This is a genomic window from Streptomyces sp. WMMC940 (genome assembly GCF_027460265.1).
Lineage (GTDB): Bacteria > Actinomycetota > Actinomycetes > Streptomycetales > Streptomycetaceae > Streptomyces.
Map to the genome: position 1 here is coordinate 4078524 of NZ_JAPZBC010000001.1, position 23439 is coordinate 4101962.

25 protein-coding genes are annotated in these 23439 nt (G+C 71.1%); 11 read left to right on the top strand and 14 right to left on the bottom strand.

The window, feature by feature from the left end; translation table 11 throughout:
* Positions 1 to 67 precede the first annotated feature (67 nt).
* Positions 68 to 430: a DsrE family protein gene (locus tag O7595_RS17940; protein WP_269729661.1), complete on the bottom strand. Its 363-nt coding sequence runs from the start codon at positions 428 to 430 to the stop codon at positions 68 to 70.
* A 513-nt stretch (positions 431 to 943) separates the two neighbouring features.
* Between O7595_RS17940 and O7595_RS17945 the strand changes: the two genes are divergently transcribed.
* From O7595_RS17945 to ygfZ, 3 genes are all read left to right on the top strand, one after another.
* Positions 944 to 1516 (top strand): FABP family protein, encoded by a 573-nt coding sequence (locus O7595_RS17945; RefSeq protein ID WP_269729662.1) that lies wholly within the window; start codon positions 944 to 946, stop codon positions 1514 to 1516.
* A 173-nt stretch (positions 1517 to 1689) separates the two neighbouring features.
* Positions 1690 to 2127, top strand: a complete 438-nt coding sequence (locus O7595_RS17950; RefSeq protein ID WP_269729663.1) for a Fur family transcriptional regulator — start codon at positions 1690 to 1692, stop codon at positions 2125 to 2127.
* Between the two features lie 10 nt (positions 2128 to 2137).
* Positions 2138 to 3118 carry a CAF17-like 4Fe-4S cluster assembly/insertion protein YgfZ gene (gene ygfZ / locus O7595_RS17955; RefSeq protein ID WP_269729664.1) on the top strand — a complete coding sequence of 327 codons (981 nt, stop codon included), beginning with the start codon at positions 2138 to 2140 and terminating at the stop codon, positions 3116 to 3118.
* Between the two features lie 59 nt (positions 3119 to 3177).
* On the opposite strand, the gene dtd is transcribed toward ygfZ, so the two are convergent.
* The gene (dtd, locus tag O7595_RS17960; protein ID WP_269729665.1) at positions 3178 to 3603 is read right to left on the bottom strand and encodes a D-aminoacyl-tRNA deacylase; all 426 of its coding nucleotides are present in this window, start codon (positions 3601 to 3603) and stop codon (positions 3178 to 3180) included.
* Positions 3604 to 3749: 146 nt separating this feature from the next.
* On the opposite strand from dtd, the gene O7595_RS17965 reads away from it, so the two are divergent.
* Both O7595_RS17965 and O7595_RS17970 read left to right on the top strand, forming a co-directional pair.
* On the top strand, positions 3750 to 4400 hold the full coding sequence (locus O7595_RS17965) for an RsiG family protein (protein ID WP_269729666.1): 651 nt from the start codon (positions 3750 to 3752) through the stop codon (positions 4398 to 4400).
* A 116-nt stretch (positions 4401 to 4516) separates the two neighbouring features.
* On the top strand, positions 4517 to 5767 hold the full coding sequence (locus O7595_RS17970; protein ID WP_269729667.1) for a GNAT family N-acetyltransferase: 1251 nt from the start codon (positions 4517 to 4519) through the stop codon (positions 5765 to 5767).
* Between the two features lie 111 nt (positions 5768 to 5878).
* Here O7595_RS17970 and O7595_RS17975 read toward each other — a convergent pair whose 3' ends face one another.
* Entirely contained in the window at positions 5879 to 6046 is a 168-nt protein-coding gene (locus O7595_RS17975; RefSeq protein ID WP_269729668.1) for a hypothetical protein, read from the bottom strand.
* 191 nt (positions 6047 to 6237) lie between these two features.
* Here O7595_RS17975 and O7595_RS17980 point away from each other — a divergent pair, with 191 nt between their 5' ends.
* The 3 genes from O7595_RS17980 to O7595_RS17990 all read left to right on the top strand — a co-directional run bounded on the left by O7595_RS17980 (position 6238) and on the right by O7595_RS17990 (position 9185).
* On the top strand, positions 6238 to 7125 hold the full coding sequence (locus O7595_RS17980; protein ID WP_269729669.1) for a winged helix-turn-helix domain-containing protein: 888 nt from the start codon (positions 6238 to 6240) through the stop codon (positions 7123 to 7125).
* Complete coding sequence (locus tag O7595_RS17985) at positions 7125 to 7865, top strand: HAD family hydrolase (RefSeq protein WP_269729670.1); 741 nt, start codon at positions 7125 to 7127, stop codon at positions 7863 to 7865. The genes O7595_RS17980 and O7595_RS17985 overlap by 1 nt, the downstream gene beginning before the upstream one ends.
* Positions 7866 to 8060: 195 nt before the next feature.
* A complete protein-coding gene (locus tag O7595_RS17990; RefSeq protein ID WP_269729671.1) occupies positions 8061 to 9185 on the top strand; it encodes a phosphotransferase in 1125 nt (374 codons plus the stop codon).
* A gap of 203 nt (positions 9186 to 9388) precedes the next feature.
* Here O7595_RS17990 and O7595_RS17995 read toward each other — a convergent pair whose 3' ends face one another.
* The 8 genes from O7595_RS17995 to O7595_RS18030 form a co-directional block, all read right to left on the bottom strand.
* Complete coding sequence (locus O7595_RS17995; RefSeq protein ID WP_269729672.1) at positions 9389 to 10171, bottom strand: nitroreductase/quinone reductase family protein; 783 nt, start codon at positions 10169 to 10171, stop codon at positions 9389 to 9391.
* Between the two features lie 554 nt (positions 10172 to 10725).
* Complete coding sequence (locus tag O7595_RS18000; RefSeq protein WP_269729673.1) at positions 10726 to 11142, bottom strand: VOC family protein; 417 nt, start codon at positions 11140 to 11142, stop codon at positions 10726 to 10728.
* Positions 11143 to 11152: 10 nt separating this feature from the next.
* Positions 11153 to 11527: a helix-turn-helix transcriptional regulator gene (locus O7595_RS18005; RefSeq protein WP_269732527.1), complete on the bottom strand. Its 375-nt coding sequence runs from the start codon at positions 11525 to 11527 to the stop codon at positions 11153 to 11155.
* Positions 11528 to 11776: 249 nt separating this feature from the next.
* Positions 11777 to 12244, bottom strand: a complete 468-nt coding sequence (locus tag O7595_RS18010) for a DUF6228 family protein (protein WP_269729674.1) — start codon at positions 12242 to 12244, stop codon at positions 11777 to 11779.
* Positions 12231 to 13226: a hypothetical protein gene (locus O7595_RS18015; RefSeq protein WP_269729675.1), complete on the bottom strand. Its 996-nt coding sequence runs from the start codon at positions 13224 to 13226 to the stop codon at positions 12231 to 12233. The genes O7595_RS18010 and O7595_RS18015 overlap by 14 nt, the downstream gene beginning before the upstream one ends.
* Positions 13223 to 14269: an ATP-binding protein gene (locus O7595_RS18020; protein WP_269729676.1), complete on the bottom strand. Its 1047-nt coding sequence runs from the start codon at positions 14267 to 14269 to the stop codon at positions 13223 to 13225. The genes O7595_RS18015 and O7595_RS18020 overlap by 4 nt, the downstream gene beginning before the upstream one ends.
* Positions 14260 to 16356, bottom strand: coding sequence for a Mu transposase C-terminal domain-containing protein (locus O7595_RS18025; protein ID WP_269729677.1), 2097 nt, complete (start codon positions 16354 to 16356; stop codon positions 14260 to 14262). The genes O7595_RS18020 and O7595_RS18025 overlap by 10 nt, the downstream gene beginning before the upstream one ends.
* Complete coding sequence (locus O7595_RS18030; protein WP_269729678.1) at positions 16322 to 17101, bottom strand: TnsA-like heteromeric transposase endonuclease subunit; 780 nt, start codon at positions 17099 to 17101, stop codon at positions 16322 to 16324. The genes O7595_RS18025 and O7595_RS18030 overlap by 35 nt, the downstream gene beginning before the upstream one ends.
* A 261-nt stretch (positions 17102 to 17362) precedes the next feature.
* Between O7595_RS18030 and O7595_RS18035 the strand changes: the two genes are divergently transcribed.
* From O7595_RS18035 to O7595_RS18045, 3 genes are all read left to right on the top strand, one after another.
* Positions 17363 to 17797, top strand: a complete 435-nt coding sequence (locus O7595_RS18035) for a helix-turn-helix domain-containing protein (RefSeq protein ID WP_138054488.1) — start codon at positions 17363 to 17365, stop codon at positions 17795 to 17797.
* Between the two features lie 34 nt (positions 17798 to 17831).
* Positions 17832 to 18464, top strand: a complete 633-nt coding sequence (locus O7595_RS18040) for a hypothetical protein (protein WP_269729679.1) — start codon at positions 17832 to 17834, stop codon at positions 18462 to 18464.
* Between the two features lie 157 nt (positions 18465 to 18621).
* The gene (locus O7595_RS18045) at positions 18622 to 18954 is read left to right on the top strand and encodes a DUF2516 family protein (RefSeq protein WP_269729680.1); all 333 of its coding nucleotides are present in this window, start codon (positions 18622 to 18624) and stop codon (positions 18952 to 18954) included.
* A gap of 275 nt (positions 18955 to 19229) precedes the next feature.
* Here the strand turns inward: O7595_RS18045 and O7595_RS18050 are convergent, their stop codons facing one another.
* The 3 genes from O7595_RS18050 to O7595_RS18060 all read right to left on the bottom strand — a co-directional run bounded on the left by O7595_RS18050 (position 19230) and on the right by O7595_RS18060 (position 23188).
* Complete coding sequence (locus tag O7595_RS18050; protein ID WP_269729681.1) at positions 19230 to 20528, bottom strand: PP2C family protein-serine/threonine phosphatase; 1299 nt, start codon at positions 20526 to 20528, stop codon at positions 19230 to 19232.
* A 245-nt stretch (positions 20529 to 20773) separates the two neighbouring features.
* A complete protein-coding gene (locus O7595_RS18055) occupies positions 20774 to 21814 on the bottom strand; it encodes a C40 family peptidase (RefSeq protein ID WP_269729682.1) in 1041 nt (346 codons plus the stop codon).
* 546 nt (positions 21815 to 22360) lie between these two features.
* Positions 22361 to 23188 carry a class I SAM-dependent methyltransferase gene (locus O7595_RS18060; RefSeq protein ID WP_269729683.1) on the bottom strand — a complete coding sequence of 276 codons (828 nt, stop codon included), beginning with the start codon at positions 23186 to 23188 and terminating at the stop codon, positions 22361 to 22363.
* Positions 23189 to 23439: the final 251 nt, after the last annotated feature.

Here is a 23439-nt window from a genome sequence, read left to right on the forward strand (position 1 = left end):
AGCCCGCCCGACGCCCGCTGCCCGACCCCGTTCGTTCCTGCTGCCCGATCCCGGGGCCCGGCACCCTTCAGTAGACGAGCGCCTGCGTGCCGTCGGCCGTCGCCTCGCTGACGAAGACCTGCGCGCCCGCGATCCGTACGCCTTCGATCACGTCCTTCTCGGTGATCTCGCGGCGCGCCGCGCACTGCGTGCAGAGGGTGATCCGCCCCGCCGCCAGGATCGAGTCGATCAGGTCCGGCAGCGGCGCCGCGTGCGGCAGCTCGAACTCCCCGGCCCGGCCCGGCAGGGCGAACCACGACGACTCCCCCGTCAGCCAGAGCGAGACCTCCACCCCGCTGGCCACGGCGACGGCGGCGACCGTGAAGGCCTGCGAGCAGCGTTCGGGGGCGTCGGCCCCGGCGGTCACCTTGATCACGAGCTTCTTCGCCATACGCCGAACTGTAATCGGCGCGGCCACAACCCATGGCCACGCCCCGTGATCGGGGGCGCGGGCCAGTTGTATGAGCGCGGACGAACGAAATGCGCGCCTGCAGGTCTCGTGGAGGACCCTTCCGGCACTGCGCGGAACACAGTCGGAACCTGCCGCACGGGGACGTCATGGTCGGCAACGACGTCTTCGACAGCGCCGTCGTCGCCGGTGACACGGCCGTGCTGATCGTCCGCTCCCGAAGGCGAGGCCCTTTCCGTACCCTCCCACCAGACCGTCGTCCTGCAGAACCGGCTGCTGGGCCGACCTCGCAGAGAGGGCCGTGTCCCCGCCCACTAAGCTGGGGTGCGGCCCGATCTGCCTTCGCGCTCACCCGAGGAGCACCCGTGATTGTTTTCTTCGAACTTCTGCTGGTCCTGGTGTGTGTCGGCGTGCTCGCCTTCACCGGCCTGGCCGTGAAGAAGCTGTACCAGGGCCAGCGCTAGTCCCGTATCCCACTGACCGACAGAGCCAGCCATGATCGAGATCCCGTCCGACCTCAACCCCGACCTCGTGCCGCTCGCCTTTCTCCTCGGCACCTGGGAAGGCGCGGGTGTGTCCGACTTCCCCGGCTCGGAGAAGTGCAACTTCGGCCAGTCCGTGACCTTCAGCCACGACGGCCGGGACTTCATCGAGTACGTCTCGCACAGCTGGGTGCTGGACTCCGAAGGCAGGAAGGTCCGCCCCCTGGAGAGCGAGTCCGGCTACTGGAGGATCGACAAGGACCGGAAGGTCGAGGTCGTCATGGTCCGCGACCAGGGCGTCGTGGAGATCTGGTACGGCGATCTGGCGGACAAGAAGCCGCAGATCGACCTGGCCACGGACGCCGTCGCGCGCACCGCCGCCTCCCCGCAGTACTCCGGAGGCAAGCGGCTCTACGGCTACGTCAAGGGCGACCTGATGTGGGTCGGCGAGAAGTCCACCCCCGAGGTGCCGTTGCGGCCGTACATGTCGGCGCATCTGAAGAAGGTCGTCACGCCCGAGCAGGTCGAGGCCTGGGCCAAGGACCTCGGTGACCTGCCGGACGACGGCATCGCCTTCTTCAAGTGACGTCCCGGCGGTGACGTCCCGTCCTTCGGCGACTCCCGCGTGCGTCGAGCACCCCTCGTGATCGGCGGCACGGGTAGCCCTCATCGCACGCCCCGCGGCTCCGGCGGAATCCAGGGGCGCGGACGGGTCGCCGTCCCTCCGCGCCCCCGCTCCGGGCTGCCTACACTGGACGCGTGGTGAGCACCGACTGGAAGAGTGATCTGCGGCAGCGCGGTTACCGGCTGACCCCGCAGCGCCAGCTCGTCCTCGAAGCCGTCGACGCGCTGGAGCACGCGACGCCCGACGACATCCTCGTCGAGGTGCGCAAGACGGCCTCCGGGGTGAACATCTCGACGGTCTACCGGACCCTGGAGCTGCTGGAGGAACTGGGCCTGGTCTCGCACGCCCACCTCGGGCACGGCGCCCCCACCTACCATCTGGCCGACCGGCACCACCACCTCCATCTGGTCTGCCGCGACTGCGGGGACGTGATCGAGGCGGACGTCGACGTCGCCGCCGGGTTCACCGCCGATCTCCGCGAGAAGTTCGGCTTCAACACCGACATGAAGCACTTCGCGATCTTCGGCCAGTGCCGGAAGTGCGCGGGGAAGGCCGCCGGCGGGCAGTCGTAGGCTTGGGGCCATGCAGCGACATTCAACGATCAGCCCTCTGCTGTCCCTGCCCGGCGCCGTTCCCGCCGAGGGACGCGACGAAGGTGTCGCGGCCCACTACGGCGATCTGTTCCGTGAGCAGCGTGCCCTCGCCGACGGCACCGGTCTCGTCGACCTCTCGCACCGCGGCGTGATCACCGTCTCCGGGAAGGACCGGCTCGGCTGGCTGCATCTGCTGCTCACCCAGCACGTCAGCGAGCTCCCCGCCGGGGAGGCCACCGAGGCCCTGATTCTCTCGGCGCACGGACACATCGAGCACGCGCTGTACCTCGTGGACGACGGCGAGACGGTGTGGGCGCACGTCGAACCGGGGACGCAGGAGGCGCTCCTCGCGTACCTGGAGTCGATGAGGTTCTTCTACCAGGTGGACGTCGCGGACCGTACGGACGAGTTCGCGCTCGTGCATCTGCCCGCCGGTTCGATCGCGGAAGTCCCGGAGGGCGTGGTCGTACGGGAGACCCCGCAGGGCCGCGACCTGTTCCTGCCGCGTGTCGCGCTGGAGTCTTACGCGGCGGCCAACGGCCCGGCGATCGGCGTCCTGGCGTACGAGGCCCTGCGCGTGGAGGCCCACCGGCCGCGGCTGGGCTTCGAGACCGACCACCGCACCATCCCGCACGAGGTCGGGCTGATCGGGCCCGCCGTGCATCTGCAGAAGGGCTGCTACCGGGGGCAGGAGACCGTGGCGCGCGTCCACAACCTGGGGAAGCCGCCGCGCCGGCTGGTGTTCCTGCACCTCGACGGCAGCGAGGTACATCTGCCGGGGCACGGCACGCCGGTCCGGCTGGCCGCGGACGGCGAGGAGGGCCGCCAGCTCGGCTTCATCACGACCTCGGCCCGCCACCACGAGCTGGGGCCGATCGCCCTCGCCCTGGTGAAGCGGAACGTACCGGTGGACGCGGAGCTGCTGGCCGGGAGCACGGCCGCGGCCCAGGAGGTCGTGGTCGAGCCGTAGGGGCCCACCCGGGCTGCGCGGCTCCCGCGGAGCGCGTCGCCCGGACCGGGGCGTCCGCACTACACCTCCAGCAGCACCGTGAACGGTCCGTCGTTGGTGAGCGAGACCCTCATCCGCGCCCCGAACCGGCCCGTCTCCACCCGTGCGCCCAGCTCCCGCAGCCGCGCCACCACCTCGTCCACGAGCGGCTCGGCGATCTCGCCGGGTGCGGCGGCGTTCCAGGTGGGGCGGCGGCCCTTCCGGGCGTCCCCGTAGAGGGTGAACTGGGAGATCACCAGCAAGGGGGCGTTCACGTCCGAGCAGGACTTCTCGCCTTCGAGGATCCGCACCGACCAGAGCTTCCGGGCGAGTTGCGCCGCCTTCTCGGGCGTGTCCTGGTGGGTCACCCCCACCAGGACGCACAGCCCCTCGCCGACGATCTCTCCCACGGTCTCACCGGCCACCACGACGCTCGCGCCGTCGACCCTCTGCACCACTGCACGCATACAGACCAACCTATCGGGGGCTGAACGGGTGCAGACCGCCTGCAGGGGCACCGTTCGTAATGGCACGATGCACGGAGTCGGTGCATCCCCTCGGCCCTCCGGGCCCGGGGAGACCTCATGCACCGGTCGAGGGGACTGATTCACGCATGAGCACACCTGGCGCCGGGCAGTCGCCCGGTCCCGTACAGATGACCCGCGGTGCCTGCTCGGGGGCCGGCACCGCCCGCCCGCCCGCGCAGCGCACCGGAGAGAGCTGTCCCGACTCCGGCGTGCGCGATCTCGCTGTCCTGCGGCTGCCGGAGCTGCGGGCCCTGCGCAAGGAGTCCCAGCGGGACGAGGCCGATCTGAGCTATGTACGACGGCTGCTGCAGGGCCGGATCGACATCCTGCGCGCGGAGCTGTCCCGGCGTTCGGCGCCGCCGTCGCCGCTGCATCCCGCCGCGGCGTCCGGTCCGGACGGGTCCGGTCCGGACGCCGCGGTGGTCGACCGGCTCTCGCGGATCCTCGCCGACCCGCCGTCGCGGCGCGGCAGTTCGGCCCGACACGTCACCCTGTCCGTGCCGCGCGGCGAGGAGTACCGGCTGCTGGCCGCGGAGATGCTCTCCGAGGTCGAGCTGTCCGACCTGGAGGCGCGCACGGACGACGAACTGCGCGCGGCGATGGGGCGGCTCGCGGACTACGAACAGGAAGTCTCCGGACAGCGGCAGCAGTTGCAGCGCACCGCGGACGACTGCAGCGCGGAGATCGCCCGCAGGTACCGTGAGGGCGAAGCGCAGGTGGACGACCTGCTCACCTGACGCCGGGCCGGCCGGACGGGCCCTGGCCGACCCCGTCCGCCGGGTGGGCCGGGGCTCGCGGAGGGCGCCCGTAATCCCTGCGACGAGCGGGGGCGGGGCGGCATAGCGTGGGTGTCATGAGCCCAGATGTGCGCCCCGTCACCGAGCCCGAGATCGCCGACTGGCTGCGCGCCTGCAGGACCGGTTTCCTGCAGCCCCCGGTGGTGAGCGAGGAACTGGCCGCCGACCGGCTGCCGCACTTCGATCTGCCGCGGGTGCAGGGTGCCTTCGAGGCGGGCCGCTGTGTCGCGACGTACCGTTCCTACACCCAGCAGCTCACGGTCCCGGGCGGCGCCGCCGTGCCGGCGAACGCCATCTCGAACGTCACGGTCTCGCCGACGCACCGTCGGCGCGGCCTGCTCACCAGGATGATCACGGTGGATCTCGCGGCCGCGAAGGAGCGTGGCGAGATCGTGTCGACGCTGATCGCGGCCGAGTTCCCGATCTACGGTCGGTACGGCTTCGGTCCCGCGGCCTGGTTCACGGAGTGGAGCGTCGACGTGGCGCGCACCGGGCTCGACCCGCGCTGGTCGGGCCCCGGGGACGGCGGCCGGATCGATCTGGCCGACGGCGAGGAGGTCCGCAAGTTCGGCCCCGAACTGTACGACCGCTTCCGTCCCGGCCGGGCCGGGGCGACCGACCGCGACGAGCGCTGGTGGCAGGTCAACACGGGCGCGGCCCAGGTGGGGCCGGAGCCCTGGAAGGAGCCGTTCTACGCGGTGTACCGCTCGGCGGCCGGTGAGGTGGAGGGCTTGGTGGTCTACCGGGCCGAGGACTCCGGCTGGTCCGACGCCGGGCAGCCGGACACGGTGCTGGAGGTCGAGAAGCTGATCGCCGTGTCACCCGCCGCCGAGCGGGCCCTGTGGCACTTCGTGTGCTCGGTGGACTGGGTCACCACGGTGAGGACGGGACGACGGGCGCCGGACGATCTGCTTCCGTTGCTGCTGCCCGATCCGCGCGCCGCCCGGACCGTCACCTGCGCGGACTTCCTGTGGGTGCGGGTGCTGGACGTCGCACGGGCGCTGGAGGCGCGTACGTACGACACCCCCGGCACGCTGGTGCTGGACGTGCACGACCCGCTGGGCCTGGCCGGCGGCCGGTTCCGGCTGGAGGTGGCGCCCGGAGGCGCGGCGCGGTGTTCGCCGACCGGGCTGCCGGCCGATCTCTCCATGGACCTGGGGGCGTTGGGGTCGCTGTACCTGGGGGACGAGTCGGTGCTGCGGCTGATGGCGCTGGGTCGGGTGACGGAGGTGCGCGCGGACGTGGCGGCCCTGGCGGACGCGGTGTTCCGGGCACGGCGGCGGGCCTGGTGCCCGGACATGTTCTGAGCACCGGACCGGAGCCGGACGAGCCCGACCGGGCGTGGGCCCGGCGTACGCCGGGGCGGTGCGGCACCGGATCCTGTCGAACCGGACGGGCGGCGGGACCGCCCGCCGGCGTCATACCGAGGCGGAGTGCAGCAGCAGTGCCAGCACGACGCTGCCCACGCCGGTGCACGCGGCGTTCCTGGCGCGCAGACCGAAGCTGAGCAGTCCCAGGCCGATCGCGCCCATGAGGCCGAACCGCCACTGGACGAATTCCTCGAGGGCGAAGGCGATGAGTGGCATGGCAGGTCCCTCCTTGGGGTCGGGGAGGAGCGCAGTCGTCGAAGATCGGCCAACTCGGGGCGGTGCGGGATCACTTCGACCATGTCTTGCGAGTTGGCGCCAACTCAATTGAAGTTGTCCCCACTTGGCAATGTCGACTAACCAGTGTTCGGTAACTCCCCATAACTCCGGAAGAGTTGTAGCGTCGAGTTGTGAACCACGAGAACGACACGGTGAACGGAAGAAAGCCGACACATCACGACATCGCCGATGTGTTGCGCGGCCGGATCGACAGCGGTGCGCTCCGGCCCGGTGATCACATGCCCACGCAGTCCCAGCTCGTCCAGGAGTTCGGCGTGGAGCGCGGCATCGTACGGCAGGCCCTCAGGCTCCTCCAGGAGGACGGTCTCCTCACCCATGTCACCCGGGGCGCCCCGGCGCGGATCGCCGAGCGCCCGGACGACGCGGGCGACGGCGAGGACGTCCGGCCCCAGCCCACGATGGTCGCCCTGGCGCCGCAGCTGGCGAAGGCGTTCTCGGTGCCGGAGGTGCGCATAGACGCCCTGTGCCTCACGGCCGAGACGCTCATGCTGGCCCTGGCGGAACCGCTGCGGCTGATCCACGAGGGGCGGATCCGGCCCGAGTCGGTCGAGGTGCGGCTGCTGCTGCCCGACCGCAACATCCACCTCGCCTTCCCGACGTCCGTCGCCGACACGGACGAGGACGACCTGGTCCACCAGCGCTGGCTCGCGCAGCGCAACGCCCAGGGCATGGTGCTGCGCCACAACCTCCAGGCGCTGCGCGTCTCCCACGGCATCGACGTCACGGTCGCCTTCCGCGCGCTGCCGTTCACCCCGCCGGTGAAGCTCTACGTGCTCAACGGCACCGAGGCCCTCTTCGCGTACTACACCGTGACCAGGCGGGAGGAGGAGATCGAGGCGACCACCGTGGAGATGTTCGACACTCTCGGCACGCAGTCCCTCCTCTTCCCGTTCGACGTCGGGAACGGGCCCCGGGACACCGCTTTCGTGGAACAGTCGAGCAAGTGGTTCGACGCACTCTGGAACACCATCGCCATGAACCTGACACTCTCTTCGTGATGACTGATGCGGCACTCGACGAACAGGCGGCGCACGTGGCGGAGACCATCGAGGATCTGATCAAAGGGGCCGACCACGTCCTCTTCGACTTCGACGGCCCCATCTGCCGCCTCTTCGCCCGACACCCCGCCGCAGGCGTCGCGGAGAGCCTGGTCGGCTGGCTGGACCGGCACGGCGGCGAGGTGCGGCTCACGGACGTGCAGCGGGCCGCCCAGGACCCGCACGACGTACTGCGGGCGGTGGGCCGGCTGCACCCGGGCAGCGACGTGGTCGAGGGGCTGGAGCGGGAGCTCACCCGCCAGGAACTGCTCGCCACCCGGAGCGCCTGGCCGACCGCCTACGCGGACCCCCTGATCCGCACGTGGAGCGCGGTCGCGTCCGGACTGGCCGTCGCCACGAACAACTCGCCCCGGGCGGCCGAGGAGTACCTCACCGTGCGCGGTCTGAGCGAGTGCTTCGCCCCCCACATCCACGGCCGTGCCCCGGACCTCGACCTCCTCAAGCCCGACCCGGACTGTGTGCTGCGAGCGCTGGACTCCCTCGGTGCGACCCCGGCAGGCACCCTGATGATCGGAGACACCCCCTCGGACCTGTTGGCGGCCCGCGCCGCGGGCGTCAGCTTCCTCGGCTACGCCCAGGGCGCCGGCCGTGCGGAACGACTCCGCGCGGCCGGCGCCGCGGTGATCGTGGACTCACTGGAACCGCTGCTCGCGATCGTCCGGCGTCGCCGCGCACCCTAGTGCTGTGACGGGAACGAACCGGCCGCGGCGGCCACCGCGCCCCCGAGCGCCCTCGCGGGGGCGGCTCCCTCACCCGCACGGGGCATTCGAGGGCGCCGTGGTGGGGCGGGGAGGCGCGTGCGTGGGACGGGAGGGTCCATGAGGCGGTAGCGTGCACTCCTCACTTCGGTACCACCGGGCAAGAGGGCTGCGGCCATGGGCGAACCGATGTCCGCCGCACGTCGGCGAGCCATCGCCCTGAGCCGTGACGAAAACCGGGTCGAGGGGCCGATCGAGGGCCATCACCACGAGACGTATGTGATCCCCTTGCCGCCCGAGGTGGCCGGGGCCCTCGGTGTGGACGGCACGGTGCGCTGGAAGTGCCGTGAGCCCAAGCCGGGACTCCTCTGGTTCGACCGCAGGTGCTTCGCGTCCGAGGAGCGGTTGATCGGGGAGCTCCGCGGACGGGTGGGCGGCGTGCCCGAGATCGTCGAGGTCGAGGGCGTGCCGCTGCAGCGATTCGTGGAGGGCGTCACACTCGGCACGCGGTACGGGCGCGAGGGGTGGCTGCCCTGGGAGGTCGTCGGGCAACTCCTCCGGCTGTTCACCGAGTTGGTGGCGATCCGGCCGGTCGACCTGGATCTCGAACGGAACTGCCATCCGGCCGACCGGCCTCGGGACGGAGACACCGCGGGCTTTCTGCGAGGGCTGATCCGGTTCGTCGAAACCCGGGTCTACCAGGACAACGAGTCGGAGTACGGGGACCTGTTCGAGGGCCTGGGCGTCACGGACGGCTCCCTGCGTCGGCTCCGGGACGGCGCCGAAGGGCTGCGTCAGCGCCCCTTCTGCCTCCTGCACGGGGATCTCCACCGGGAGAACCTCGTCCTGGACGCCCATCGGACGCTCTGGACGATCGACTGGGAGCTCGCGATCGCCGGTGATCCCCTCTACGACCTGGCCACCCATCTCCATCTGGCCGGCTACCCGGACCGGCAGGCCGCGGCGGTCGCCCGGGACTGGGCGCGCCGGGTGGAGCGGGTTCGGCCGGGTGCCTCACGGGGGTGGCGGCACGACCTGAAGCTGCTGTTGGCCTTCAAGGAGGCCCAGTCGGTGTTCACGGACATCATCCGATCCGCACTGACCGTGCGCGGCCCGGCCCCCGACACCGGCTCCGGGGCCGAGAGGGCGCGGCTGGAGGAGACGGCAGGGCGCCTGCACCGGGTCATGCTGCGCGGCGCCGGTCCGCTCGGGCTGGGCTCCGTGCCCGAGCCGTGGCAGATCGCCGACGCCTTGCAGGCCTGGTGCAAGCGCCGCTCTCAGCTCCCCTCGTCTTCCCCTTGAGCAGCGCAGACCCGCCCGCGGGTCCCACGGCCGGCAGTCCCCGCGCACCACGCCGGCGCTGTCCACGGCGAGTCGCCACCGGTCGGTCAGTCCTTCCGCGCGAGTTCGAGCCGTGCGCCCGGGGCCGCCGTTTCCCGCCGCGGTCAGCGTGCCGCGGCGTCGAGCGCGGGTATCAACTCCTTCTCCTCGTAGGCGAGATGCGCCTAGAGATCCTCGGTGAGCCGTCCGACTTCGGCCTGAACGAGTGCGGGCTCGGTGTCGTCCGCCGTGACGGCGCGGCGCAGTTCGTCCAGGAGTGCCGCGATCCTCCCGTGCTCCTCGCGCAGCCGGTCCATGACCGGTGCGAGTTCCTCGTGCCGGCCGGCGAGGAAGGGGAAGAGGGCGGTGTCCTCGCCGGTGTGGTGGTTGTGCAGGCCCTGGCAGAGGGTCAGGCAGTTGATCCGGAGCTGAGCGCCGAGCCTGGGACCGGACGTGGCGATCTCGTCCCGGATGAGGGAGAGTTCGCGCCGGAAGGCGTCGTGGACCGCCTTGATGGCCTCGCCCATGGACGTGGTGCCCATGTTCGGCGGGCCGTTCTCGACCGACTCGAGCGCGACCACCGGGATCACGCGCTCGGTCCTGGCCTGGTACTCGGCCCAGCCGGGATCCGCCTCCGCGGCGCGGGCGAAGGCGCGGTCGCGCTCCTCTCCGTCGAGCACCACGGCGTGGGCCTCGTAGGTGAAGACGCCGTCCTCGACGGTGAGCCGGGGGTTCGCGAGGATGTTGTGGTACCAGTCGGGGTGCTTGGGCGAGCCGCCGGCGGAGGCGACGACGAGCACGCGTTCGCCGCCGTCGGCGAGGTAGCCGACGGGAGTGGTGTGCGGTGCGCCGGATCGTGCCCCGGTGGTCGTGAGAAGGAGCAGCCGGGCTCCCTCGAAACAGCCTCCGACGCGGCCGCGGTTGGCGCGGAACTCATCGATGACCTGCTGATTGAAATCGTTCGGCATTCTCTGCTTTCTGCTTGTGGCTTCTTGTGCCTTCCCGGTTTTCGGGCACGGCGAATTCACCCCTGGAACGGCGTTCGGGTCGCTGGGGTGGATGGCGGAGTGACGCGTCACACGCGGATGCCGCGGAGGCGTACGAGCGTCGCGAGGCGTACGGGGATACGGGCGATGCGATACGTCCGGGCACGGTACGTGCGTCATGCGTACGGGCCGCGGGCGTGCAGGTCCGGGGCGGATGCGCATGCGGGTGTGCGGGCCCGGCGGCCGTGCGGGCTTACGCGCGTGTGCGCGAGCGCGCGGCGCAGTTCGGTGTGCGCATCGGTTCCGAGGACGGCGTGGACGTATCGCGTCGCGGAAAGCGGAAAAGGCGGGCCTCTCGCCCGCCCCGGCATCATGCCGAGGCCGGGTGCCCTACTCGTTCGTGGCCCATGGCCGACCCGGCAGTCACGCGCACAGATTAATGCCCAACGGGCCTGTGGGCGATACCGATATCCGTCGGCGGGTGCATCCGGCGCGCACCCGCTGCCCGTCGTCCTGGTCGCCCGCCCCTCGTGTCCCTACTCGGCGCGCGGCTGGTTGAACCGGAGCATGTTCCCGGCCGGGTCGCGGAAGGCGCAGTCGCGGACGCCGTACGGCTGGTCCATGGGCTCCTGGAGCACCTCGCCGCCCGCGGCGCGGATCCGTTCGAACATGGCGTCGACGTCGTCGGTCCGGAAGATGACGCCGCGCAGCATGCCCTTGGCCAGCAGCTCGGCCACCGCCTGGCGGTCGGCGTCCGTGGCGTTCGGGTCCGCGAGCGGCGGCTCGAGGACGAGCTCCACGTCCGGCTGCGAGGGCGAGCCCACGGTCACCCAGCGCATGCCCTCGAACCCGACGTCGTTGCGCACCTCGAGGCCGAGCGCGTCGCGGTAGAAGGCGAGCGCCTTGTCGTGGTCGTCGACGGCGATGAAGCACTGTGAAAGCTTGATGTCCATGCCTGTCACGCTACGGACCGGCGGGGCCGGCCGCTTCTCCGTTCCTGACCGGCCTGGTGTGGATCTTCGCGATGCAGGCCGGGATGGCGGATCCGTGGTCGTGGTCGCGGGCCCGGTACGCACTGGGGCTCTCGCCGACCAGCTCGGTGAACCGCGAGCTGAAGGAGCCCAGCGAGGTGCAGCCGACCTCCATGCAGACCTCCGTCACGGACAGGTCGCCGCGCCGCAGCAGCGCCTTGGCCCGCTCGATCCGGCGGGTCATGAGATAGCTGTAGGGCGTCTCGCCGTAGGCGGCCCGGAAACTGCGCGAGAAGTGCCCCGCCGACATCAGGGCGATGCGTGCGAGCGCCGGTACGTCCAGGGGTTGGGCGTAGTCGCGGTCCATCGCGTCACGGGCCCGGCGCAGCCTGACGAGGTCGGAGAGGGGTACACGGGACACAGTGGACACCGTACAGACCGCCCGGAAGCCGGAAGCCGGAAGCCGGAAGACGTGTGTACGCGTGACCGCGCCCCTTACCGCAGCGGGGCCTCCGACGCGGCCGCGCCGCCTGACCCGTCTCAGTAGAAGTGGGCCATCCTGAGGTTCCGACCTGCGGTGGTTCAGGTTGACTGAGACGGCGAGGGGCGGCTTGTCTCAGTCAACCTGACCATCGATGGCTCCGGCGAGGAAGTGCCGGACATCGGATGCCAGGGAGGCCATCTGCTCTCCGCCCTCCAGCCAGGTGGTCACTGAGGCGCTCCATCCGCCGGCGGCGCTGGGCCACGGGCGCAACGTCCAGGTCAGCCCGACGTGGCCACCCGATCGGAAGACCGCCGAGACCATCAGGTCTTTGTCGTCCGTCCGCCAGCTGCGTTCGCCGTCCCATCCGCGGTAGTCGGCGGCCAGTTCTTCCAGGAACGGGGCGAGGTCGCTGTCCCAGATCCAGGCCACTACCTCGTTGGCGCGGGCAGTCAGGCCTGGAGCCCAGAGTTCGACGGCGTAGTGCACGGAGTCGGTGTCGAAGCTGAACCGGTCACAAAACCTCACACCGACCGATGGGTTCTCCTGGCAGTGGATAGTCAGGCCGGGCTTGTCGTCGATGTCGCTGTCAGCGGAGGTCATGGGGGAACGCTAGGCCAGCATCGCGTTCAACGTCATCGGGATTCTCCCGCCCGGCATCGCTCTCGACCTGGGCTGACAGGGACAGAGCCGTGCCGGTGCGGCCGTCGGCCGGGTGTTCTGCAGCCTCTTGGATGGTGTCTGCGATGACGCGGAGTTGGTGGACGAACCAGGGCTTGGCCGCCGTGCGTAGGGGTCTTTCATTGGGGAGTCGCCGTGTGAACTCGGCATGGAAGGCCCGGAAGTCGTCTTCGCTGCTGGACATGGCCAGGCTGCGCCAGTGCGGGGCGGCGTAGAGGACCATGGTTTTGACGATCTCCGGATAGACCGCGGCATAGCGTTTGGGATCCCAGGGCCGGACGCTGCGCTCAGGGCGAGGCTGGAGCCGGGCGAGGCGGTGCGAGCGTTCGCTGATCCGGTAGCCGTGCCGCAAGAGGGTGTGCCAGAAGCGGGAGCTCTGTTCGTAGCAGGTGTTGAGCACGTGGGGGCCATAGCGGCGAAGGAGCCGGTAGTGGCGCCGCTGGGCGGCGACGATCTCCGGTAGATCGGCGAGGTCGAACTGGTAGGCGGGGGCTTCGACGGCCCGGCCGATCCAGAGGCGGTGGGGGAGGCAGACCTGGTCGTGGTGTTTGGACATCCAGATCATGACGCCTTGGTCCTGGTTGCCCGTCCTGCGGGCGACGCACCGGCGGCAGGCCCACCGGGGAGTCGCTTCGAAGGATCCCTTCGGGACGTTCCATGCCTGTGGCTCCCAGCGAGGGATCGCGTACTCGATCGCGGTGCGGGTTTGTCCGCTGAGGACGCTGAGCTGGCCGATCGGATCCAGACGGGAGGCCAGCCAGTGGGAGGGCCGCTGGATGCGCTGGATGGGCATCGCGTTCGCTGCGGCGAGCCGGGCCAGGAACGAGGCCTCGGTCTCCTGCGGGAAGGGCTTGAGCGGACGTGGCAGCGGGCGGAAGACGACGGGTTCGAAGCGCGCGCTCATCCGGCTGCCCTGCGTGGTTCGGGCGGGGAGTCGGATTGGCTGTTGTGGTCGATCCGGATGCCCCGCAAAGCAGCTTTGGTGATGCGCTCGCCGCCGTCGAGGATGGCGGAGATCGCCGCAGCCCGGATCAGGTGGGAGAGGCTTCCGATCATGCCGCCGGTCCGCTGGTGCAGGTATTTCGCGAGCTGAACCAGGGTTCCGGTCTGATGGTGGTGCAGGCGGAGGGTCTGCTCCAGGGAAGCGACCAGCGCCTGCCACTCGGCGTTGAGAGGGAAGGCGCCGGTGCGGACCAGGATGCAGCGGCCTCCCAGCTGCTTGCCGCGAATCCCGGTGAACAGCCCGCACTTCTCCACGTTGATCCCGGCATAGACGAACGTCGCAGGCAGGTGCTCGGTGAAGTACTTCAGATGATCGGAGAGGTCCTCGCCGGCGGTGGTCGCGTGGTTGAGCAGGTGGATCTCGTCGACCAGCACCAGCTCCGTGCGGGCCTCGATCATCACCTGGCAGACGGCACTGGTGACGTCGATGGTGTTGTGCCGCGGGCTGATCACGGGCAGGCCGAGGAACCGGGCGAACTCCATCGCGAGTTTGCGCGGGGATCCCTTGGGCGGGGCGGTGATGTAGACCACCGGGATGCGGTCACTGCCCGGGTAACGCTGCCGGATGCGGAGCTCATGGGTGCGGCCGAGCTGCTTGAGTGCGGTGGTTTTCCCCGTCGTCCACTCCCCCGAGACGATCATCCCGCGGCGGGCGCCGTGCTCGCGCTGGTTCAGCAGGGTCAGCAGCCGCCCCTGGTGGGCGATCTCCCTGACCGTGGAGGTGTGCACGACCTGGAGCTCGGAGTGGTAGGCGATGCGGGCCTCGTCGTAGGCCTCCCGCAGCTGCGGGGACAAGGCCTGCCGCTGCTGCTCGGGCAGCAGCTCGAAGACGGCCGGATCGGCCTCCACGAAGCGCCGCCAGCCCTCCAGACGGGTGGAGGGATCGGTCCAGTCATCGGGTAGCCCCGTTTCCTCTCCGCCCGGAGCCTCGGCGTTCACCACCACTTCTCGGCCTCCTTGCGCGCGTCGAAGATCTCCAGCGGGACGACGTCGGCAAGCTCGCCAACGTCTTCGTGTGCCGGTTCCGCCTGTGGTTCCGGCTCTGACGCGGGTGCCGGCCGGGGCCAGGCGGGTTCGCTGGTGGCCCGGGTGCGGGCGGCGACCTTGCGGTTGCGTCGCCGGGCTGACCGGCCCGGCGTCTCTGCCCGACGGCCAGGCTCGTGATCGGGCCCGTCCGCGGCCCGGTCCAGCAGTTCCGCGGCAACCTGCGCGACCGCCTCCTCGTTCGGCCTGCGTTGCCCGCGTTCAGCCAGGATCTGGTGGGCCCGATCGAAGACCAGCTCGCCCATCGGGACGGGCGAGGTGCGCAGATGGCGCCAGATCGCGGTGATCCAGCCCGTGCCGTGGTGGTCGCGTACCCAGACACGGGAGATGTCGTAGGGGTCGTAATGGACTTCCCAGAGCTTGCCGCCCGGACCGGCTCCCGAGGACTGGCCCCGGAAAGGGCCGAGCGCCGGAGCGTCGTAAGTGCGGTTGTTGATCCGCACCCCGCTGCGGCCGACGACCCGCCACTCACGGGGCATGAGTTGGATGTACTCCTGCGGGCTGAGCGCAATGGACACGTATCCAGCTGCCGACACCAGCGCGGCGTACTTCTCGTTCGGGCTCAGCGGACGGTCTGGCATCAGCGGATCCCGAAGACCGTCATGCGGCCTGACCTGCCAGACGGCGACAACCCATTCCTGCAAGAGTTCCTGGAGCTCGTGGATGGACCAGGCCGCCTGCGCGGCCGGGTCCTTGCCCCGCATCTCCGCACTGCGGCCGGTGTAGCCGGTCACGTACTGAGCGAACATCGTCGCCACCGACCCCAGCGTCCGCTCGATGTGCGGCTTGTCGGTCGGGGTGTCCGGGTGCGCGGGCTGGAAGGAGATCCCCAGGTGCCGACAGGCATTGCGGAAGTTGTCCGAGATGAACGCCTTGCCGCGGTCACTGACCACCGTCTCCGGGACGATCACAGGCTTCGCGGCGGCCTTGGCCAGCCGCTCGTCCAGCGGCAGCAGCGAGGCATAGGGCAGCACCGACCGCGACATGCGCAACGCGTCCGACCAGCCGGGCCGCATCGGCTCCGGTGTCATCGCCCGGGCCAGCAGCAGCGCGGCGTCCACCGCCTTCGTCGACGGCCGCAGCACCACCGCCGCCAGCGTCCTGGTCGCCAGATCCACCAGCCCGGTCAGCTCGCAGCGGTCCACCGTCCCGTCATCGTGGACGACCATCACGTCCAGCGGAGTCGAGTCGATCTCCATCACCTCACCCGGCCGGGCCGCGGTCAGCAGCCCGAACATCCGCTTCGGCTGCTTGCCCACCGACCTGCGCGTGCGAGCCGACCCCAGCAGGTGCCGCCCCGTGGAAACCGCCTCCAGCAGCCGGTAGAACGTCGCCCTGGACGGCATCGGGACCTCTCCGGTGCCGTGCTCGGCCGCCAGGCGGCGCTCGACCTGGCGCCGCAGCACCTGCGCGGACACCGTGGCCTCGCTGGTCCGGCTGTTCACGACCCGCTCGATCGCGGACACCACCCGCGGATCGGCCCGGCCCGTGCCGGTCGCGGGCTTGAGCAGCCGCCGGTCCACCAGACCCGCCACCCCCTCACGCTCGAAACGGGCGCGCAGCCGCTGGAGGGTGCTCAGGCCTACCTCCTCACCGGCCTCGTGCAGTTCGGCGAGCTTGGTCAGCTCGCGCTGACGCACCGAGTGCACCTCCGGGTCGTACTCGGCCCGCACCGTTGTGCCCGGATCAGCGTCCGGGCGGCCCGTCATCAGCTCGGTCAGATGCCGCTGCCACCACCGGGCCCGCTCCACCACCTCCTCCGGCAGCCCGTCAAGCACCCCCTCCTCGGGCAGCGGCGGGCGAGCCGGGCCGGTGCTGAGCACGGTGAAGCCATCGGAGGCGAGCAGATGTCCCAGCAGCACGACGCTCGCGGCCTGGGCGTCATCGACCAGGCGTACCGATGTGCCGTGCAGGGCGGCGACGATGTGCTCACGCCCGTCGTAACGAACCCGGTCACCCAGCGACAGCAGCTTCGGGCGCGTCGGCATCCCAGCCCACCTCCCCCACGGTCGTGGGCGCCAGCCGCACCCGCGACGCCGCCGACAAACGCCCCGTTCGCATCTCCGCAGTCAGCTCGCGGCGCCAGAGCAGGTGATAGAGCACCGGCAGCACCGCGAGCGGGTCACCGACGGCCCGCGCCCCCGCCAGCAGCCCCAGCGGCTCGCGGAACACCGCCAGCAGAGCGCCGGCCACCGGCTCCCGCCGCACCCTGGGATGCCGGTAACCCGACAACCACCGCAGATTCGCCGCCAGCACCGGATCCAGAACACCGACCCGTTCGTAGTCCCAGCCGACCCGGGCGCACGCCTCAGCCGTGGCCTCGAACTTCGCCGCGTCCTCAGGCTCGATCCGCTCATCCGGGCGCACGTCCACCGCCACGGCCGTGCCGTCCTGGCGACGTACGAAGTAGTCCGGCGTGTGCCGGATCCGACGACCCTGGCCGCCGTACCGCCACGACAACTGGAACGGCTGCGAGGCCACCGCCACCACGTCCGGGTCGGCATCCAGCCGCATCAGGTGCCCGAGTTCCACCCACGACTCGTAGCCCACCAGGTCGGAGCAGGTCGCGGCCCAGTACCAGCCCGAGAAGTTCCGCTGCCCCCGGTACGACGGGAACGCACGCACCTGCCCGGCCGCCTCGAACCGGTCTCGCCACATCACCTCAAGCGGTCCACCGCGCGACTCACCCCGGGCATCGACGTACTCCAGCCAGAAGTCCTCCGCCTCCACCACGCACCCCCACTCGGCGCTGACCAGGTGGAACGACCGTAGGGCCCGGAGGAGGCCCGTACCTCAGATTGATCGAGGCGCAGCGGCAGATGCCCGAGATTGAGCGAGACGCGCGACCGGATGCCTCACGAAGACCGGGACTGCCTCAACTTCGCAGAGACAGGTCACCGCCGTCCGGTTCCCGCTCGGCCGCACGAGTGATGGAGCGCACTTTTGCAAGCACGTGCTTGCAAAAGTTAGCGGCGATGGCGCACCATCGGAACCATGGCATCCCTCAACGTCGGCAGTCTCGGTGACTATCTCCGCGAGCAGCGGCGCAACGCGCAGCTGTCGCTGCGGCAGCTCGCCGACGCCGCCGGGGTGTCCAATCCGTACCTGAGCCAGATCGAGCGCGGGCTGCGCAAGCCGAGCGCCGAGGTGCTGCAGCAGGTCGCCAAGGCGCTGCGGATCTCGGCCGAGACGCTGTACGTCCGGGCCGGGATCCTCGACGAGCGCGAACGGGACGAGCTGGAGACGCGGGCGGTCATCCTGGCCGATCCCTCGATCAACGAGAGGCAGAAGCAGGTGCTGCTGCAGATCTACGAATCGTTCCGCAAGGAGAACGGCTTCGGCGCCGATACGGATAAGGACACCTCTGAGGACGGCCCCCGCACGGCCGCAGGAAGTGGTGCCGACCAACCCTCATCACCCGAAGTCTGAACCGACGAATCTGCGATCCGGGAGGACCACAGTCATGGCCATCACCGATGACCTGCGCAAGACCCTCACCGACCCGACCCCCCTCTACTTCGCGGCCGGCACGGCCGACCTGGCCGTGCAGCAGGCGAAGAAGGTGCCCGCGCTGATCGACCAGCTGCGCGCCGAGGCGCCCGCCCGTATCGACGCCGTACGGGAGACCGACCCGAAGGCCGTACAGGCGAAGGTGGTGGCTCAGGCCCGGGAGGCCCAGGCCACCGTGCAGGCCAAGGTGACCGAGGTGCTCGGGAACCTGGACACCGATCTGAAGAAGCTCGGTGAGAACGCGCAGGACCTAGCGCTGCGCAGTGTGGGCGTGGCCGCGGAGTACGCGGTCCGGGCCCGCGAGACCTACGAGAAGGTCGCCGAGCACGGTGAGCAGGCCGTGAAGTCGTGGCGCGGCGAGGCCGCGGAGGAGATCGCCGAGATCGCCGTCGCCGTCGAGCCCAAGGCGGAGCCGAAGCCCAAGGCCGAGGCGCCGAAGGCCACCAACGGAGCGGCGAAGACCCAGGCCGCCCCGAAGCCGGCGGCCAGGGTCGAGGACAAGAAGCCGGCGCCGCCGGTCGCCAGCAAGCCCGCGCCCCGCAAGCCCGTGGCCAAGAAGTCCACCAGCCCGCAGGCCGGGAAGTAGCGGTACCGCCCCACGCGCTGCCTCGCGGCCGCGGGCGGGGCGCACATCCCACGGGCCGGGCACCTTCGAGGTTCCCGGCCCGTTGTGCGGGTACGTTGGCCTTGTCCTGGCCGTACCGTGGTCGTGACGCGTTTCAATCCACTAGGCGGTGCACAGCATGTTGCTCGAGGGATTCGGCACGATTCTCTGGCTGCTCAATCTGGCCATGCTCATCCTCGCCCTGGTCGCGCTGGGGTTCGCCGCCGTCGCCCGTGAGGACGCGTACCGTGCGGCCGGCAAGCAGTCGAAGATGTTCTGGCTGATCCTGCTCGGTGTCACGGTCGCCGTGAACGTCTTCGTGCCGATGCTGTTCCTGCAGATCGCCGGGCTGATCGCGACGATCGTCTTCATGGTCGACGTTCGCCCCGCGCTCCAGCAGGTGTCCGGCGGCGGTCGGCGCGGCGGCTCCAGCAGCGACGGGCCGTACGGCCCCTACAACGGCGGACGGTAGGGCGGTCGGGGCGCCCGTCCACGGCGGGCGATCCGGCCCTCCTTGCGCGCCGCCTCCATGTCGTCGGCGGTCAGGGCGCGCGCCAGGCCCTCGCCGGATTCCCGCACGCGTGCCGACCCCCCTCACGGGAGGGCTCCGCGCTCGTCCGTGTCCACGGTGGAGATCGGTCCGTGGCGCCCGGCGGGACCACCCACGTCACGCGGGACCCCAGGGCGCCCAGATGCGCTCGGAGCGCCCCTGGGCAAGCGCCCGGAGGCCCGTCCCCCGGGCGGGAATCAGCCGTCTGCCCGGTCGCGGTCCAGCAGCAGCACGGCCACGTCGTCGGTGAGGTCGCCGCCGTTGAGCTCGCGCACCTCCGCCACCGCGGCCTCCAGCAGCGCCTCGCCGCTGAGCCCGGCCGCCAGCTGCCGGTTGATCATGTCGACCATGCCGTCCTGACCCAGCCGGTCGCCGCCCGGTGCGGTCCGGCCCTCGATCAGGCCGTCCGTGTACATCATCAGGCTCCACGCGGCGCCCAGCTCCACCTGCCGGCGCGGCCAGCGGGCGCGCGGCAGCAGACCCAGGGCCGGGCCGCCGTTCTCGTACGGGAGCAGCCGCGCGGGCCGGCCCCTGCGGACGATGAGCGGGGACGGGTGCCCGGCCAGGCACAGCCCCGCACGCCGGCCGTCCGCAGCGATGTCGACCGTGCACAGGGTCGCGAAGATCTCGTCGCTCTCGCGCTCGTGCTCCAGAACCTGCTGGAGCGTGGAGAGCAGCTCGTCGCCGCACATCCCGGCGAACGTCAGCGCCCGCCAGGCGATGCGCAGCTCCACGCCCAGGGCGGCCTCGTCGGGGCCGTGCCCGCAGACGTCGCCGATCATCGCGTGGACCGTGCCGTCCGGGGTGCGGACCGTGTCGTAGAAGTCACCGCCGAGCAGGGCGCGCGAGCGTCCCGGGCGGTAGCGGGCCGCGAACCGCAGATCGCTGCCCTGCAGCAGGGGCGTGGGCAGCAGCCCCCGCTCGAGCCGGGCGTTCTCCTGCGCCCGCAGCCGCGACTCGGCGAGCTTCACCTGGGCGCTGTCGGCGCGCTTGCGCTCGACGGCGTAGCGGATGGCCCGGCTGAGGACCCGTCCGTCCAGCTCGTCACGGTGCAGGAAGTCCTGTGCCCCGACCCGTACGGCCTCGGCGGCGCGCTCGGCGTCGGCGTCCGCGGTCAGCGCCAGCACGGCGTGCTTGGGCGCGATGCGCAGGACGTGCCGCAGCACGGCGAGCTCGTCGCCCTCGGCGCGGTCGCGGGCGGAACCGGGAAGCGCGAGGTCGACGAGGATGCAGTGGACGTCGTCCGTGAGGAGCCGCTCGGCCTCGGTGAGGTTGCGGGCGGTGCGGATGCGTACCCGCGTACCGGCGGCACCGAGCAGTTCGGGGACGGTGAAGGTGCCCGCCGGGTCGTCCTCGATGACGAGGAGCGTGAGGTCGCCCCCGCCCGCGGACTCCGAGACGGGGTCGGCGGTGACGGGACCGGTGACGGGCGTCGCGGCGATGGGGCCTACGGTGACTGGTGAGCCGGTCCGCTGGCGCGGAACGGGTACGGGCATCGGTGTGTTTCCTTCCCTCCCCCCGAGGGCGCGGTGGGTCGACGAACGACGTCCCACCAGACGGGGACCATAGCGGTAGCGGGGGGTTCGGGGGAATGGCGTTCCGGGAAGAGTGGATGGCATATGCCGCGCATCAGGGCGTAGTTGCTCCGCGGCTGATGACGAACGTCACGCGGTGCAGGTGAGCCGGGTCACGCAACTCCCGCGTGACCCGGCTCACTCCGTCCTTTTTGTTGTGGTTCCGCTCACTTGTCCGGGCGGACGACCCCGAGGATCGCCATCGAGCCCGCACCCGCCAGTGTCACGTTCCGCCCGGGACGGGGCGCGTGGACGATCGCGCCGTCGCCCACGTACATCCCCACGTGGCTGGCGTCGGCGTGGTAGATGATCAGGTCGCCCGGCCGCATGTCCTTGATGTCGACGCGCGGCAGCAACCGCCACTGCTCCTGCGAGGTGCGCGGGATACCGCGCCCGGCGGCCGCCCATGCCTGCGAGGTCAGTCCGGAGCAGTCGTAGGAGCCCGGCCCCTCCGCACCCCACACGTACGGCTTGCCGATCTGCTCGGTCGCGAAGGCGACCGCGGCCTTGCCCTGCTCGCTCGCGCGGCCGTTGATCTCCTTGAGGACGCCTGAGCCCAGCCAGGCCGTCTGTGCCCGGTGCGCGGCTTCCTGCTCCAGCTTCTGCAGTCGCGCCAGCTCTTCCTTCCGGAGCCGTGCCTCTATCTGCCGGGCTGCGGCGATCTGCTTGTTGATCTCCTTCTTGTGCTTCTCCTTCTTGACCCGGTTCGCCTCCAGCAGCGCCCACTGGGCGCTGGCCTCCTTGCTGTAGGCCCGCAAGTCGGCCTGGGTGCGGTTGAGTTCGCCGAGGAGGTCCTTCGTCGCCTTGCCGCCCGCCTTGATGCGTCCGGCGGCGTCGAGGAAGAGCTGCGGATCGTCGGTGAGGACCAACTGCGCCTCGGGCGGCAGTCCACCGCCCCGGTACTGGGCGCGGGCCGTGGCGCCGGCCCGGTCCTTGAGGTCGTCGATCCTGGCCTGCCCCTTGGCGATCTCCTGGGCCAGTTTCACGATCTGCGCCGACTGCCGGTCGGCCTGCTCCTCGGCCAGGTTGTACGCGTCCGTGGCCGAAGCGGCCTTGCGGTAGAGCTCGTCGAGCTCCTTGCGCACTTCTTCGAGGTTCTTTCCGGGAGGCTCGGGCGGCTGGGGCGCGGCGAGGGCCTGGCCCGGCGCGGCCAGCAGCGTCACGGCGCTCACCACCGTGATGGCGGCCGCGTAAAGGCGTCGGTTCACAAGTCCCCCTCCGGACAACGCCAGACGACTCTCGTCCCTCTAAATATGATTTACCGTCAGTAACTTACGGCTTTCGACGCGATGGTGCCATGACCCGCGCCAAAGCGACAGGGTCAGACCGCCCCGGTCCTGTCTGTCACCCGTCCGCAGTCCGGGTCGTCACCCTTCACGCACCCCCCTGTTCCTGCGGATGGACCAGCCGTGGATCACTTCCACCCCTCCGACGAACGAACCCCGGGCCGCGTTCCCGATCCGGGCACGGCATTCCCGGGTGCGCCTTCGCGCCCTGCGCGTGCGCCCCCACGCCCTGCCTGTCAGGAACGGCCCCGCGCCCGCCTGGGGCAAACGGCCCCCGCGCCCTGCCTGTCGGGAACGGAGCGCAGCCCGTTGCCCGTGCCCCCTTCATCGCCCGTGCCCCGCTCATGCCCCGTTCCGGCGGTGGGCCGTCCCGGCGGCGGTCCCTTCCGGCGGCGCTCCCTGTGCGGCCGGGCCCCGTTCGTCGTCGGAGCTCCGTTCGCCAGCGCCTCGCACACACGAGGAACCCGTTCAGACGGAACCAGGCGCCAGCGCCGACCACTTGACGGTCACCTCGCCCTGCCGCCACCGTCGACGCCCGTCCGTCCGGACGTCCGTCAGCGGCCAGTCCGCGGCCAGCGAACGCACGGACCTGATCCAGCGCTGCCGCGCACCGAGCGAGGCGTACGGCGCGGCGGCCGCCCACGCCCGGTCGAAGTCCCGCAGGAACGCGTGGACCGACTCGCCCGGCACATTGCGGTGGATCAGTGCCTTGGGAAGCCGTTCGGCGAGGTCGGAAGGCCGTTCCAGCGAGCCGAGGCGGGTGGCGAAGGTGACCGTCCGCGGGCCCTCCGGGTCGAGCGCCACCCACACGTGCCGGCGGCCGATCTCGTCACAGGTCCCCTCGACCAGCAGGCCGCCGGGGGCGAGGCGGGCGCACAGCCGCTGCCACGCCTCGGCGACCTGCTCCTCGTCGTACTGACGGAGCACGTTCGCCGCCCTGATGACCAGCGGGCGGACGGGGCCGGGCAGCGGAACCTCGAAACCTCCGTGCACGAAGCTCAGCCCGTCCCGCCTGTACGGGCGGGCCGCCTCCACCCGGGCGGGCTCGATCTCGACGCCCACCACCCGGGTGCGGGGTTCCGCGGCGCGGAGCCGCTGCAGCAGTTCCACCGCTGTCCAGGGGGCCGCCCCGTAGCCGAGGTCCACAGCGACGGGCGCGACCGCCGAACGGCGCAGTGCCGGGCCGTGCACGGCGGCGATCCAGCGGTCCATGCGGCGCAGCCGGTTCGGATTGGTGGTGCCGCGCGTCACCGCGCCCACGGGGCGGGAGGAGGGCGTGACGGAGCGCGGGGACATGCACACGAGGGTAAACCGGAGGAAAGGCGCCCCGGTGCCGGCGGACGCCGGTGCGGACACCCGTGCCGGTCGCGGTTGGCGCGGACACCATGACCGGGTCGTGTGACGGCCGGGGCCGACCGGTACCGTCGCTCCCTTCCGACGTCCGTGCGGCGTCCCCTCCTGGGTCGGGCGCCGGTGCGGCGGCTCGCCCACCCTTCCGGGCGTCGGCGCGCCCCCACCCCTTCGGGGCCTCGGGGGCGCCGGATTCC